Source organism: Nostoc sp., assembly GCF_036917935.1.
Lineage (GTDB): Bacteria > Cyanobacteriota > Cyanobacteriia > Cyanobacteriales > Nostocaceae > Nostoc.
In genome coordinates, this window is the sequence record NZ_JBALEL010000064.1 from 42,101 (window position 1) to 56,294 (window position 14,194).

The window sequence follows — 14,194 nt, forward strand, 5'->3', positions numbered from 1 at the left end:
AACTAGCTGGCACTAGACCTAAAATGGTCATGAGTTAGTTTGCAGATTACTACAATTACACATCAGGTTAGCGATCGCTCGAAGTAATTTAGCTGGCTCCACTGGTTTGGTGATATGCTGCCCAAATCCGGCGGCAATTGCCTGTTGATAATCAACCTCACCTGCATAAGCTGTCAGAGCGATCGCGGGAATTTTCCCTCCAAGTTCTGGTAACATAGCTCTAATTTGACGTATCAGCATATAGCCGTCTACTTCCGGCATTCCAATGTCGCTTAACAGCAGATTTGGCTGGAACTGAGGCATAACTCGTAGTGCTTCTATAGCAGATGCGGCCTGGATTACTACCGCGCCAGACTGCTCTAAAATGAAAGCAATTAACTCTCGCGTATCACGCTCATCATCCACAAGCAGAACTTTCAACCCATTTAGATCGGGCGAATCATCAGGTTTAGAGATAATCTGCTGATTATTTAGATGAATCTTGATCTGCGGTAGCATAATTGTAAAGCTTGCTCCCTGTTCTTCACCCAAACTTTCTGCCTTTACTGTGCCACCATGTAGCTCGACAATGTGACGAACAATAGCTAATCCTAATCCCAGTCCGCCGAATTTTCTGGTAGTTGCACCATCAGCTTGTCGGAAGTAGTCAAAAACAAATGGTAAAAAGTCAGGGTTAATTCCCTTACCTGTATCACTGACTCGCAGCTGAACCTGAGAATCAACAGACTCTAAACTAATTTCTACCTCTCCACCTTGGGGTGTAAACTTAATAGCATTGGAAAGTAAATTCCAGATTACTTGCTGCAAGCGACTGGAATCACCCGTTACTAGAAATTTGGGATTTGAAATCTTGGATCTTAAATTGTCAGGCTGCTTATTAAAATCGATAGATTCTAAATTTATTTGAGAATTTTCTAATCCAAAACCGTTCGACTGAGCGCTCACGCCGTTCGCGTAGCGTTCCGCAGGAAAGTCTAAAATTGTAAATCGCAAATTGATAGATTTGGCTTCAGCAGCTAAACGTACAGTTTCTATAGCTGCGGCGATCGCAGTTTCCAGATTTACAGGAGCAATATTCAGACTAAGTTTACCTTGCAGAATGCGAGAGACATCCAGTAAATCTTCGATTAATTGAGTTTGAAGCTTGGCATTGCGTTCAATGGTTTCGAGAGCGCGAGTGGTGGTTGCTTGATCATACTTTTTCGTTTGTAGTAACTTCGCCCATCCCAAAATCGGGTTTAGCGGCGTCCGAAGTTCGTGGGAAAGAACCGCCAAAAATTCATCTTTGATCCGGTTAGCTTGGATCAATTCTTCTTTGCGTCGCTGTAACGAAGCCATTAACTGGGCGCGTTCCAGAGCAACCGCCACCTGATCGGAGGTGGCTTGTAATAGAGCAATTTCTCCAGAAGTGAAGCGGGTACGGGTGCGACTGGCAAAAGAGAGGACACCAAGCAGCTTTCCTTGAGCAATTAATGGTTGGCCTGCATAAGCTGTGATTTCCAAAGCATGGAGAATGTGGGCATTTGGATGCGTAGAGTGCGTCACATTATTGACGACGAGTTGACGGCCTTCTTGCACCACTAGTCCGCACATCCCCTGATTAAATTCCAGGTATTCAATTGCTTGAAATACTTCATCAGTAATCCCATTCCAAGCTACTAACCGAAGTCTCTGCTTATTTTCGTGTGTATCGATTAGATAGTGGAAGTAAAAATGCAAATCCATCTGCGCCGAGAGTTTGCTAAACAAGCTGTTCATTAAATCCAAGGGGCGCTCGGTTGAAAGCAAATCACTGGTTGTTTCCGAGAGCAGTTTAAGTCTTTCACTGCGTTCTTGTAAGGCAAGTTCAGCAAGCTGACGTTCACGAAGGGCGCGTTCGCGTTCGGTGATGTCAATTGCAACTCCTCCTACCAGACGTTGCCCAGATGCATTGGCAATGGGAAACTTATAAACCAAAAATTCGCCGAGGGTGCCATCTGTGCGTGGAGCAGACTCAATGGTTTGCACAACCTGATTCGTCTCGGCAACCATTCTAATGTTATCGAGGAGAGGTTGAGCGATTTGGGCTGGGTATAGCTCAAAAATATTTTTATTAATCGCCTTATTTCTTGCTAAATCAAATGTACTCAAATAAGTTGGACTGAGGTAAAGTACACGCCCGTCTGCATTCGTAATCCATGCTGCGGCGGGAATATTGTCCATAAAAGCTTGGAATTGCTCTTGACTCTGACTCAGCGCTTTTTTAGCTTGTTTGAGATCGCTAATATCCAGAATGAATGCGACTGATTTATGGCGAGATTCTCCTAAAAGGGAGTAGCCAACTACAACCGGGACACTGGAACCATCCTTGCGAATACATTCTTTCTCATAAGGAGTACAGGTTCCCTTCGCTGTTGCCTCGGCAATAGCCAGTTCATCTAAATATTGGTACTCAGAGGGCGTGATATCAGCCCAAGATAGTCTACCTGTCTGGATATCTTCCTGGGTATAGCCGACAATTCGCAAAAACTCATCGTTGGCTTCAGTGATGCTACCATTTACATCACCAAAGAGGATGCCAACTATATTCGCTTTTACAAAACTTCTGAGCCGCTCCTCACTTGCTTGGACTGCTTCTTCTGCCTGTTTGCGTTCGCTAATATCTGTAGTGCTGCCAACTAAGCGTACCGGGTTTCCATCAGCATCTCGCTGCACCACTATCCCCTGATCCAACACATAGATGTACTGATTGTTTTTGTTGCGAATTCGATACTCGGCAGCATAGCGATCGCCTTTTGCCAAAGCAAGTACCGCCTCTTGTACACGTTGCAAATCTTCTGGATGGACAAGCTCACACCACCAATTACCAGTTGCTTCAGCTTCTGCGAGAGAATAACCCAAAATTCGGGTTAACCCTTCGGTTCTTTCAACGGTATCCTGTTCTATATTCCAGTCATAAATGAGACAGTTTACCGCAGATGCTGCTAACTCAAACCGCTCGTTAGCTAACCTCAGACGCTCCTCCTTCTCTCGCAAAGTTTGTTTTACTTGTTTGCGTTCGCTCAAATCAACAACAAAGCCAATCACCGTTTCTTGATTGTCTCCCAAGACAACAGAACCGAGCAGAACGGGAATGCGATCGCCATTTTTACGAATGTATTCTTTTTCAAAGGGCTTACATACTCCGGTAGTTTTCAGTTCTTCTACTGAACGCTCACTCAAAAGCAGATATTCAGGTGGGGTAATCTCGCGCCAGTTGATTTGGCTAGCGGAGAAATCTGCTCGCGTATAGCCCATCATCTTCAGAAAAGCTTCATTGGCTTCCACGATCGAGCCGTTGTTCACATCAGTTACGATCACCCCAATGATGTTGGATTCTGCCAATCGGCTAAACCGCATTTCGCTATTTTGCAACAACTTGAGGCTTGTCTCTGCCTTGCGTCTAGCAGTGCGTAACTCTGAAGAGAGTGCAGTAATTAAGAAGGATACTAGTGAGAACGTGGTTAATCTTACCAAGACTTGCAAGCTGAAGAAATCAAACGAGTAGACTGGCTCGATCAAAAAATAGAGCGCAATTGTCACAGATAAAGCGATCGCTAATACTCCAAGTCCCATGCCGCCATACCAGGCGCTGACTGCCACAGCAGCATAAAATAATGTAAATACGCTCGGATCAAAAACTGGCAGCAACAGTTTTGTCAACAGCAGTGCTGCTATGACTGCCACAATCATCACACCATAAGCTAGGAACCGAGAACGCATCATCAAAATTGTTTCGGGTACTTTCACCATCATCTTAAGAGTCCTCCCGTTGCTCCGATTTTGGGAGATACTCGTTCACTAGTCTTTTGGTTTTGCCCGTCTTCTCTAACATTTCTTCAATTAGCTTTAGTGCCATCGGCGAAGGTACTGTAGATCCGTTCTCCCAACGATTGACTGTTCGCAGAGAAACTCCCAACTTAGCTGCAAACTTTTCCTGAGAGAGATCGAGTTGCTGCCGAAGTTCACGGATTAAATTTGAAATTTTGAGTGGCTTTCCTAGTTTCATAATCAGAAGAGTAGGACAGGTGTCTCGCCATTTGTCTCCAGCTTGAGGAAGAATTTCAACAATCATCAGTTGCTATCAATTTCATCTTTTGGCTGAACACCAATATTCAGTAATCAGTGTTCACGGATTACAGTTCAATGTAGAAGGTAGATATAAAATAAACATTAAATTTTGTTGAATATGTGATCCCACAATAGTATTATTTAAGACGATTTGATGATTCTCAGCCATCACGCACAGCCAAAATTTTGCTGCTGCGTTATATTCTCATGCCTAATACCCAAATTAATTTATTATAAATTTTGTTTATAGCGTTTCCTAATCATATTAGGTACGTCATAGCCCCCTGCTCGCAAGCGGGGAGGGGGTTGGGGGTGGGGTTCTTGTACATCACTTGGGCCGAGAACCGCTATATTTATATTTGATCAAAGTTTCCCAATCATCGCTAATTTTGGCAACTAGAGTTGAGATAGATTTCAAAATAATTAAGTTAATTTTACTTCTACGGTAGGATACCAATGGCAAAACTAGAAAGTTATGATGCACATTGAATAAAATTTTTGCCTAAACTTTAACTGTTTTGATTAATCAACACTCCAAAGACCTGCTAAACACTCAACTGGAAAATACGCCAGGTGAAGGCTATATATTTAGCTGGTTTGATTGGTTTTGTCTTTGGTATCCTCCAGGCTGGCTAATTTTATTCAATCGCCATTGGCAGCACTATCATAACGATCCAGATGGTTGGAATTGGTTAGAATATGGATTATTTTTAATTCCTGGCGGCTTTTATCTAGCGTTGCTGAGTCGCTGGTTGCGTCTAGGTTTTCGTCCACCCCGCCAAGAAGTTGGTGAATTTGATCCCAAATATCAACAAGCTTTTGGCTCAGAAATTATTGGCCCCATCGTTAAATATTATTTTCGGGGAGAATTGCAACAAGTCGAAAACTTGCCATCAACAGGGCCATTGATTGTAGCAATGAATCACGCCGGCATGTGTTTTCCTTGGGATTTTTTGACCTTGGGTTATTTATTAAGTGAAGCGAAAGGATGGGTGGTACAACCCATAGCAAGTCCAGCATTATTTGAGCATCCTTGGGTGATTTGGTGGCTACCACCTAAATGGTCGCAGGTTTTAGGTGGGGTGCGAGCCGAATTAGATGATTTTGAGACAGCGATGGGGCAGCCAACGCCTACGGCGAACACTCAAGGTAAAATTATCTTATATGCACCCGAAGGCATCCGCGGGCCTTTGAAAGGTTGGAAAAGACGCTATCAACTAGAAAAGTTTGATGTGAGTTTTATTCAGTTGAGCGATCGCTATCATATTCCCATTCTCCCAATAGTTTGCATCGGCAGTGAATTTCTGCATCCTTGGGCTGTTAATTTCATCAAATTGCAACGACTAGTCAAGTTACCATTCTTGCCTTTTTCGCCTTTAATGCTGGTCTTAATTCTGTTTCCCTCAATGGGAATTTGGGCAATGAGAACTCGTCTACGTTGCTTTATTCAACCCTTAGAACCAGCAGGATTAGACACCCACTCAAAGAAAGGGCGTACAGTAGCTTATCAACAGGCGCAACAATTACGAGAAAAACTGCAACTTCAAATTAATCAGTTTTTGCTTAAATCTTAATACTACAAGCTGAAATTTCTTGATTATAACAGGCCTACAATGTGGTTCAATTAAATGAAAACTGCTGTAAGTTTGTAGTAAATTTATGGAACCTGTGACACTGACGGCTGTTGTGAGTGCGTAGGCGTAGCCCGTCGTAGACATCGCCACTATACTTTTAACTAAGCCTCTAGAAAAAATCCGCGAAAATATTGCTGATGCTGTATAGACGGCTTCTAGTAAGTTAATAAAATTACTCCGCTGAAGAATAAATCGCCATTACTCACCAGTAACTTTGAGGACAATGAACCGCAGCGTTTAGATTATGCTCGTGCGATGCGAAGCTTTGCGAAAATCCTCTTTACAAAAATTTGAGTACTTTTGCACCAGCGACGTTACAAATAAAGTTTCTGTGATAACAACACAGAAGCTGTGGTTATGAATAAAGTTATTGTTCTTACCACAGCTTGTCCGTTAGTAACCAACACTACGTGTTTCGTTACGAATGCTTATCCGTTAGTAACCACAACTTATGCGTTAGTAACCAACACTACGTGTTTCGTTACGAATGCTGATCTATTTGTAGCAAATGCTTATGTTGTCGTTACCACAGCTTAAGCAAAACTTATCAATCAACGGCAAAATATAGCCATTTTCGTTTTGATACTTGTGCCTGAATTATTGTAAATTCATCTTTGCAGAAATTATTTCATAATTTACTTACAAAAGAATGGAAATCAAACAAATTTGCGTGATTGGGGCTGGAATCAGCGGTCTGGTGACAGCAAAAACTTTTGTCGAAGAAGGCTACGACGTTACTATATTCGAGAAACAAAAAGGACTGGGTGGTGTTTGGGAAAAATCTCGAACTTACCCAGGATTAACAACCCAGAATACAGGTGACACATATAGTTTTTCAGACTATCCCATGCCTGCATCCTACCTAGAGTGGCCCACAGCAGAGCAAATGCGGAATTACTTACCCGAATGTTCCACAGATGGCGTTATCCTGGCGTTATACTGAGCAACTCATGGAAGATATGGGTGCAAATAATCAGCTTGGTGTCTGGAAGGGGATTTCACAAATTATGATGCCTGTGGATTCATCCCTCTACAACAAACTTCGACAGGAATTAAAGTCGCAAAGACTGAAAAAAGTCAATGATTCTTCTACCAATGAACCGAATGATTGTGAATTGGAAGTAGGCAGCTAAACTAACTCCATTGATGAAGCACCAAAACGATAGCCTTTGCCATAAACTGTGTGAATCAGCGTAGTTTCTTTACCCACCTCAATCTTACGCCGCAGCAAGCGAATTAATGCCGCTATCACATTGCTACTGGGTTGTTCTTCCTCTTGCCACAAATTTTGCATAATCTGGGCATGAGTTAACAGCTGTCCAGTGTGTTCCATAAAGTATTGCAATAACTGGCTTTCTTTTTGCGATAGCTCAATTATCCGTCCTTGGCGATAGGCTACTTGATTGTCACAATCGAGTTCTAAATCAGCGACAGTCAGTCGTCCGGTGGTAGTTTCATAGATTTGGGAACCGGAACGACGCAATAAAGCGCGGACTCTGGCTAGTAACTCCCGCAGTTCAAAAGGTTTAACCAAATAGTCGTCCGCACCAGCATCTAAACCTTCTACGCGGTCATCAAGAGTATCTTTAGCTGTGAGAAACAACACGGGAGTGGTTTTGCTTTGGTGTCGCAATTCCTGACAAATCTCTAACCCGGTTTTTCCTGGCAGCATCCAATCTAAAATCAGTAAGTCATAACTGCCTGTTTGTGCAAGTTCGCTGCCAGATGTCCCATCATAAGCGGCATCTACAGCGTAACCTTCACGAGTTAACAAACGGCTCAAGGGTTGAGTTAGTTCAACTTCATCATCAACTAATAAAATTCTCATGCTGCTTGTGGTAAGCATATAGAGATATTCTCAATATTATTCAACTGTCCGAACGCCAAGGATACTAAGAAATAGAATGCTGACTGTTGCATTGCCAAAAGGGGAACTACTTAAAAATAGCATCCGCTTGCTACAATCTGTTGGGTTAGATTTTAGTGCTTTTTTAGATTCAGGAAATCGCCAACTTCAAATTCCTGACACTAAGGGACTTGCAAAAGCTTTACTGGTGCGGGCGCAGGATGTACCCGTTTATGTGGAATATGGTCAGGCACAACTGGGGGTGGTTGGTTACGATGTGCTACGGGAGAAGCAGCCGCAAGTTGCCCACTTAGTGGATTTGCAGTTTGGACATTGCCGGATGTCGGTAGCGGTAAAAGCATCTAGTTTTTACCGATCGCCTTTAGATTTACCACCGCATGGTAGAGTGGCTTCAAAATATGTGAATTGCGCTCGTGAATATTTCCACAGTCTGGATTTACCTGTAGAAATAGTGCCATTGTATGGTTCAGTAGAGCTAGGCCCAATTACTGGTATGTCAGAAGCGATCGTAGATTTGGTTTCTACAGGGCGGACTCTGCGCGAAAATGGTTTGATTGAAATTGCTACTCTGTATCAAAGCACGGCGCGGTTAATTGCCCATCCTCTGAGTTACCGCCTGAACACGGGTAATTTGAATGATGTGATTGCCAAGCTGCGAGAGGCCGTTTTGGTAGAGGTTTAATACCAATTTATAATTTGTAATCACGCTTCTTCGGATGCTCGTTCCCAGCCCCAGGCTGGGAACGCCTACTGAGAGGGCTGCCGCCTTCTTTACTCGCGGCACCGCAATGAGGTTTTAAAAGCCCCTACCTTGTGTTGCATAAGACGTGTAGCAACTGTCCGTATACAAAGCATTAAATTTTTTTTTAACTCCTCAGCAAATGCAATCAAAGCGTTGCTGAATTGCCATTCGACTCCTCATCATCCCTTTACATAGCTTTAGTGATATCAATATAAACCCTGAAACACTCACCGAAAAATGGCTAGAGGGCTTGCGTAATAATACGAACCCTAAAAATGTCCATTTTTAACAAAATGCTCACAGCCAGGGTTATATATTTTATCTGCAAAAAGGAATTAAAAAAAGATTACGCCTCTACTTTTGCTAGTCGAGGTTGAGTCTGCATTCCCAAGCAAAATCTGGAAACGAGCCTAAGGCGAAAAGCATGAGGAGTTAATAAAATCATGAATAATTTATCTAACAAATTATCTCTAATTCTGCGGGGAAGTATCTGCCTATTCGGTTTAGTGAGTGTAGGAAATTTTTTAGCAGCGCCAGCAAATGCCCAGCAAGCTACTGCTCGTGGCGCTATTAGTTTGATTAGACCTTCTGGTACTTTTCTCGGTGTCAGTGGCGAGGTAATTTTACCTTCTGGCTCGTACTTTGACGGAGGTTTAAAAATTACACCTACTTATGGGGGGATAATAGGCGGAAATGACGAAACCATAACTAGTCTGACTATAACTCCAGGAGTAGTTAAAACTACTACAGTCTCTAGCCCAAACTCATTTATTGATACAGCAGCGAATTTATTAAATAGTGGTGCATCGATTGAAGATATGACAACTATAATCCGAGCGGGCGCTGGTAATAATGGCTTGGGTGCTTTAGATTAGACAGGATTTACAAATCGAAAGGCTTAAATTCACGACTTTTTAGAAAAGTCAGGAATTTTGTTGTTCAATGATATAGAGATGTTGCAATGCAACATCTCTATTTTGGTACTTTACATTAATACCATCAAAATCGATAACCACCTTGAAGCTTGAGGTCAAACCCATTTTCACCTGTACCAATTTGAGTTTCTATAAACACACTATTATCTGGGAAATTGTGCCTGACAATGAGTCCATAGTTGATGCCAGAAACTCGGCTGCTCAAACCCAGATTATTAACACTATAATTTTTTAGATAAACACCGGCAGAAATATTTTTACTGACTCTATGTAATCCTTGAAATTCAAAGAAACATTCTTTGCCCATCTCTAAGTTTGTCTTCAAATTCAAGCCATGACTAGTGCTAAATTCTCCATTGAAAAGACCTAAAAATTCACCATTGCTATTATTCTCAATAAAAGCAATACCAGGAGCTAAAGAAAAACCAAAATTTCTTTCTTGATGCTGATAGAAATAACTTAAATAGGTAGAAAAAGGATTATTTTTATTAGAGGCACTATTCCAGTCAAATCTCAAGTACGGTACGTGAGTATTAACAGCTACAGGTTTTTTAGCTGAATTGAACCTTACATCAGTTTTAATATAGTTGAGAAGTATATTAGTATAGATACCTAAAGTTGGTTCTTCCGTTCCTAAATTATTATTGGAAACGCCTGGCGCAGACTTGGCATCTACATTAAACCACGCTCCTAAATTGGCACTATAGTTAAAATTTCCAGAAGAACCTGCTGCTAATAATTCAACTGTCGGTAAAGATAGATAACCGTTAAAGCTATTAAAACTAACACCTATTTTGTCAACTCTAGTGAGTTCCATATAATCGAATGCTAAATCAGATGATCGCACCTGGATAGGTACTATCGTTGCATCTGCTGAATTAAATTTTTGTACAAATTGTTGCCCTTGGGGGTTTGTCAAAATTACTTCCACAGCAGAGGATTTGTTAATAGGATTAATGGAAGTATCATTTAAAGGAATTGGGACACCAATATAAGTTAGAGGGCCAAATTTCTGATTAGAGAGCCTGAGATCGGAAAAAAAGGTATCACCTTCATTTAAAATAGAAATATTTCTTTGCAGAAACTGAACTGCTCGTTTGTGGTTTCCCGTTCTTATTTGCAAGATGCTGGAGTTGTTAGGAGTTACTTGACTAGGAAGTGTGTAAGTTCCAGATACCTGCTCTAGTCCACTACTTGCATTGGCATAGGATAAAGTACGATTTAGCCTGTTGTTGATTTGTTTTCTTTGTTCAGATGTAGCAGGTGTATTTAAAGGAATAAAACCTTCTCCATTCTTAAATTTTTGTCTAGCTTCTTCTAAACCTTGTTGAATATTAGGGATTTTGATAGCTTCAAAAGCTCCACCTAATAGCAAGCCTAATGTAGAATTCACTGATTGAATTGCATCAATACTAGTATCGCTAAATTTAGCTGTTAGAGATAATCCTGGAGCAGCAAAAATATTAGAGTAAGTAGCTTTAACGGCAATTGGGTCATATTGAATTAAGCTACGATTATGAGGATGGCTAACATAAATTCTGTGCCAATCAGAAGTTTCTTGAGTTTCAGATAGTGTCTCAAATACAGGTTGCCTTCTTCCTAAAGATAGCCACTCTAAAGAGTTAAGATAATGAAAGTCTTTCTCGGATTGAGAGAGAAAAGGATTGACTGCTACGTTTAACAAGTCAAAGTTATCAAATTTTCCAAGTTGAGCAACCTTAATACCCGGAAAAGAAGAGACAGGAGCAGTAAAACCAAAACCTTCTCCTGTCAAAATATCTCCCCAGAAAATGCCAGCAGCTTCTAGGACGTTGTTAGGAATGATTTCGCCTTTTTGGAGTCTAACATTCCCACCATCTAGTAAAGGTTGTAAATTCGTCGTTGGAAAGCCTTGCAGAATTTTGGGAGTATTGATAGCATCTAAAGATTGAAATAATGCTTGCCCACCATCAGCACTCAAAGTAGAGCCACTGCCAAGAAGTGGAATAGGATTTTTGAGAACTGTGACATTAGGATTGTTTAAGTCAATCCCACTATTAATAATAACTCTACCAGCAGGTATACCTTCAGGATTTACCAATTCTCCTGCTATTGAAGTTACAGAATAATTATTAGTACCAACTTCTCCAGCTAAACTCTGAAAATCTGTCGGTATAGCGAACAGAGTTTGTAATCCCCAAAATGCCTGCTGGGATGTAACATTTTGGGTGATATAAGTATTAGTTTGTCTTCCTTGAGAGAGGATACCTACTTGGGAGCCTTTAGTTTCAATTACTATTCTATTTTGATCGAGAACCCAGTAAAACTGGTCAGCTTTAGGAAATTTAGCATAAGTAAATTTATTAATAATCTGATTGTCTCCAGAAAATCTTACACTTATATCCGTATCTATATAATTTTCATCCTCATTTGGCTTAAATAATTCCGTAGAAAAAGTAAGGTTATCTGTTGGGTTAACAATCCAAGGATATTTATTGGCACTAAGTGTGAGAGCATCAATAATTATTTGTTTTTGTTTTGTTTGTTGTTGCTTTTTTGAAAGACGTAGTTTCTCTATTAGGATTTGTTGTGTTGGTGTGTATGGCTTAGTTATATTTGGTTTAGTCTCTTCTTCACCTTCCTCAGGTGGCTTGGTAGGTTCTACTTTATATTTTTCAATTGGAATAACGTCAGCTATGGTGAATTTGGATAACTGTTTGGTTTTATCTACAGCAGATTTTAAAGTTGGTTTTAATAGTGCTTGACTTGGGGAATTATTTACTTTCTTAGACTTGAGCAAACTATTATTACTAGCATTTGGATTATTTTCTGATTTCAAAGCAATATTGTTTGTACCGTCAAAACCTAATGCGATCGCAGAAAATTGAACTAGTATTATTTTGAACAAAATGGCTGAGAGAAAAAAGCATTTTGCAATTATTTTTTGATTCTTTTTGAATCTCATTGGTGAGATTTCCCCATTCTTATATTTGAAAGTTTGCAGTTTTACACAATAGAAATATGCTGTTTAATAGACTTAATTATAAAAATCAAAATAAGTTAAAAATACTGAATATAATCTGCCTTTTTACCTAGCAAAATTAATTTCTAAGTATCAAAAACTAGTCAGAATGTGAGTTTTATAAATCGGATTTCTTGTTGTCTCGTCTGAATGAATTCAAGAATCTTTTCGGGTAATTCTATATAGCCAAAGAAAACCGATTTTTTTATCCTGGTTGTAAAAAATAAAATAGGATTAAGCAGATTTGCTGCAACAAAAGTCTAATTCTTCAGCAAAAATTAAACCTCAGCAAAATCACCAGAGCGAGAAAAGCGCTCTACTTTTTAGCCGTATAAACACGTAATGTGATGATATTGAGTCAAAAAAGTAGGTAAAAAAAAATATGTTTCAGGCTACTCGCCGCCGTCTTGCAATTTGGTACACTGCCGTCACTGCTGTATTACTACTACTGTTTGCCAGTGGCGTTTATTTATACGTCCGCAGTACATTGATTGAGCGGATTGATGACACCCTTAACCATGTAGTGGAAATAGTGGAGCGTTGCCTCACAACTAGTGGCTGTGCATCTACACTCATATTTGAGCCAATTAATGCTGATGCAGATAAATTTCGCATTAATGTAGAAGCTAGTTTTCGTGACAATACCGACACTGTAGAAGATGACCACATCGACCTAGAATGGTTTAGTCCGACTGGTAAATTACTTTGGTCAACCCTATCTGAACCCCTAAATATTCCCATTCGTGCCAATCGCACTGGTGAAACTGTGCGTGTAGTCAGGGGAGAAAATGAAAATTCAAAATTCAAAATTCAAAATGACTCTCTCTACGAGACGCGCAAGGGACGCGGACTCGCTAACGCTGCGCGAACAAAATTTAAAATTCCTAACTCCCCACTATTATTGCGACAAGTCACCCAACGGGTGGAAGTGAGACGGCAAGTATTAGGATATTTGCGTGTTAGTCATCCCTGGTTTGAAGTCACTAAACCCAGTCGCCAGTTAATTTTTGATTTGGCGCTAGGTATTGCGTTAATGGTGCTTTCTGTAGGGGCAAGTGGTTGGTTTCTTTCGGGTAAAGCGATGGAACCTGTAGGTGAGTCTTATCAACGTCTCAAACAATTTACTGCTGATGCTTCCCACGAACTTAGAAGTCCCATTACTTTGATTCAAACCAATGTGCAAGTTGCCCTTGCTGACTTGGATTTAGCAGAGGCAGAAGCGACTACTTATTTACAGTATCGGCAGCAGTTAAAGGTGGTGGAACGGTTAACGCAGCGTTTGGGTAAGTTAGTCAATGACTTACTCTTCCTAGCACGGCAGGATAGTGGTATTAGCAAAGATATTTTTTCACTTTGTCCGCTAGACGCTTTGCTAATAGAGGTGGTTGAAGAACAACAATTATTAGTCCCTGAAAAAGAAATCGCTCTTTCTCTAGACTTAGTTGATCCTCCTGCCTCTGAAACTAGCCCCGAATTACTGGAAAATTGGTTTACCCTTGTGGGCAATTGGGATCAACTAGTGCGGCTGTTCACAAATTTAATTGCTAACGCTTTGCATTACACTCCAGCCGGTGGACGGGTGAAAGTGGAATTGGCGCGGATAGAAGGAATAAATCGTGTTTCTGGACTACGTTACACCAGTGCCCAGTTGCAAGTTAAAGTGAGTGATACTGGAGTTGGAATTCCAGCGTCAGCACTACCACGCTTGTTTGACCGCTTTTATCGGGTAGATCCGGCACGTACTCATAAAACTGGGAATACAGCGACAGCCAGCGCTACTAGTTCAGGATTGGGATTAGCGATCGCTCAAGCTATTGTCGAACATCATCAGGGTCATATTCAAGTTGAAAGTGACCTTGGTAAAGGCACCACGTTTACTGTCATTTTACCAATAACTCTTGAGTCTTAATTTGGTAATAAATGTTT

At 40.8% G+C, this 14,194-nt stretch carries 10 protein-coding genes; 6 read left to right on the forward strand and 4 right to left on the reverse strand.

Features of this window, described 5'->3' with window-relative positions:
- Positions 1-27: 27 nt before the first annotated feature.
- Together V7K62_RS28370 and V7K62_RS28375 are read right to left on the reverse strand one after the other, a co-directional pair.
- Complete coding sequence (locus V7K62_RS28370; RefSeq protein WP_334870092.1) at positions 28-3,774, reverse strand: PAS domain S-box protein; 3,747 nt, start codon at positions 3,772-3,774, stop codon at positions 28-30.
- 1 nt (position 3,775) lies between these two features.
- A complete protein-coding gene (locus tag V7K62_RS28375) occupies positions 3,776-4,027 on the reverse strand; it encodes a helix-turn-helix domain-containing protein (protein WP_442937348.1) in 252 nt (83 codons plus the stop codon).
- Positions 4,028-4,607: 580 nt separating this feature from the next.
- Here V7K62_RS28375 and V7K62_RS28380 point away from each other — a divergent pair.
- From V7K62_RS28380 to V7K62_RS28390, 3 genes are all read left to right on the forward strand, one after another.
- The gene (locus V7K62_RS28380) at positions 4,608-5,663 is read left to right on the forward strand and encodes a 1-acyl-sn-glycerol-3-phosphate acyltransferase (RefSeq protein WP_334870096.1); all 1,056 of its coding nucleotides are present in this window, start codon (positions 4,608-4,610) and stop codon (positions 5,661-5,663) included.
- A 709-nt stretch (positions 5,664-6,372) separates the two neighbouring features.
- The gene (locus tag V7K62_RS28385) at positions 6,373-6,666 is read left to right on the forward strand and encodes an FAD-dependent oxidoreductase (RefSeq protein WP_334870098.1); all 294 of its coding nucleotides are present in this window, start codon (positions 6,373-6,375) and stop codon (positions 6,664-6,666) included.
- Entirely contained in the window at positions 6,641-6,856 is a 216-nt protein-coding gene (locus V7K62_RS28390) for a hypothetical protein (RefSeq protein WP_334870101.1), read from the forward strand. The genes V7K62_RS28385 and V7K62_RS28390 overlap by 26 nt, the downstream gene beginning before the upstream one ends.
- Here V7K62_RS28390 and rppA read toward each other — a convergent pair.
- Complete coding sequence (rppA, locus tag V7K62_RS28395; RefSeq protein WP_334870252.1) at positions 6,853-7,551, reverse strand: two-component system response regulator RppA; 699 nt, start codon at positions 7,549-7,551, stop codon at positions 6,853-6,855. The genes V7K62_RS28390 and rppA overlap by 4 nt on opposite strands.
- Positions 7,552-7,627: 76 nt before the next feature.
- On the opposite strand from rppA, the gene hisG reads away from it, so the two are divergent.
- Both hisG and V7K62_RS28405 read left to right on the forward strand, forming a co-directional pair.
- Complete coding sequence (gene hisG / locus V7K62_RS28400; RefSeq protein ID WP_334870103.1) at positions 7,628-8,272, forward strand: ATP phosphoribosyltransferase; 645 nt, start codon at positions 7,628-7,630, stop codon at positions 8,270-8,272.
- A gap of 503 nt (positions 8,273-8,775) precedes the next feature.
- Entirely contained in the window at positions 8,776-9,207 is a 432-nt protein-coding gene (locus tag V7K62_RS28405) for a hypothetical protein (protein WP_334870105.1), read from the forward strand.
- 124 nt (positions 9,208-9,331) lie between these two features.
- Here V7K62_RS28405 and V7K62_RS28410 read toward each other — a convergent pair whose 3' ends face one another.
- Complete coding sequence (locus V7K62_RS28410) at positions 9,332-12,211, reverse strand: hypothetical protein (protein WP_334870107.1); 2,880 nt, start codon at positions 12,209-12,211, stop codon at positions 9,332-9,334.
- A gap of 439 nt (positions 12,212-12,650) precedes the next feature.
- Between V7K62_RS28410 and V7K62_RS28415 the strand changes: the two genes are divergently transcribed.
- Positions 12,651-14,177, forward strand: coding sequence for a sensor histidine kinase (locus tag V7K62_RS28415; protein ID WP_334870109.1), 1,527 nt, complete (start codon positions 12,651-12,653; stop codon positions 14,175-14,177).
- The last annotated feature ends 17 nt before the right edge of the window (positions 14,178-14,194 follow it).

Coding starts and splice junctions, on each gene's coding strand:
- V7K62_RS28370 (WP_334870092.1), bottom strand. CDS start 3,774: ATGATGGTGAAAGTACCCGAAACAATTTTGATGATGCGTTCTCGGTTC.
- V7K62_RS28375 (WP_442937348.1), bottom strand. CDS start 4,027: ATGAAACTAGGAAAGCCACTCAAAATTTCAAATTTAATCCGTGAACTT.
- V7K62_RS28385 (WP_334870098.1), top strand. CDS start 6,373: ATGGAAATCAAACAAATTTGCGTGATTGGGGCTGGAATCAGCGGTCTG.
- V7K62_RS28390 (WP_334870101.1), top strand. CDS start 6,641: ATGGCGTTATCCTGGCGTTATACTGAGCAACTCATGGAAGATATGGGT.
- rppA (WP_334870252.1), bottom strand. CDS start 7,551: ATGAGAATTTTATTAGTTGATGATGAAGTTGAACTAACTCAACCCTTG.
- hisG (WP_334870103.1), top strand. CDS start 7,628: ATGCTGACTGTTGCATTGCCAAAAGGGGAACTACTTAAAAATAGCATC.
- V7K62_RS28405 (WP_334870105.1), top strand. CDS start 8,776: ATGAATAATTTATCTAACAAATTATCTCTAATTCTGCGGGGAAGTATC.
- V7K62_RS28410 (WP_334870107.1), bottom strand. CDS start 12,211: ATGAGATTCAAAAAGAATCAAAAAATAATTGCAAAATGCTTTTTTCTC.
- V7K62_RS28415 (WP_334870109.1), top strand. CDS start 12,651: ATGTTTCAGGCTACTCGCCGCCGTCTTGCAATTTGGTACACTGCCGTC.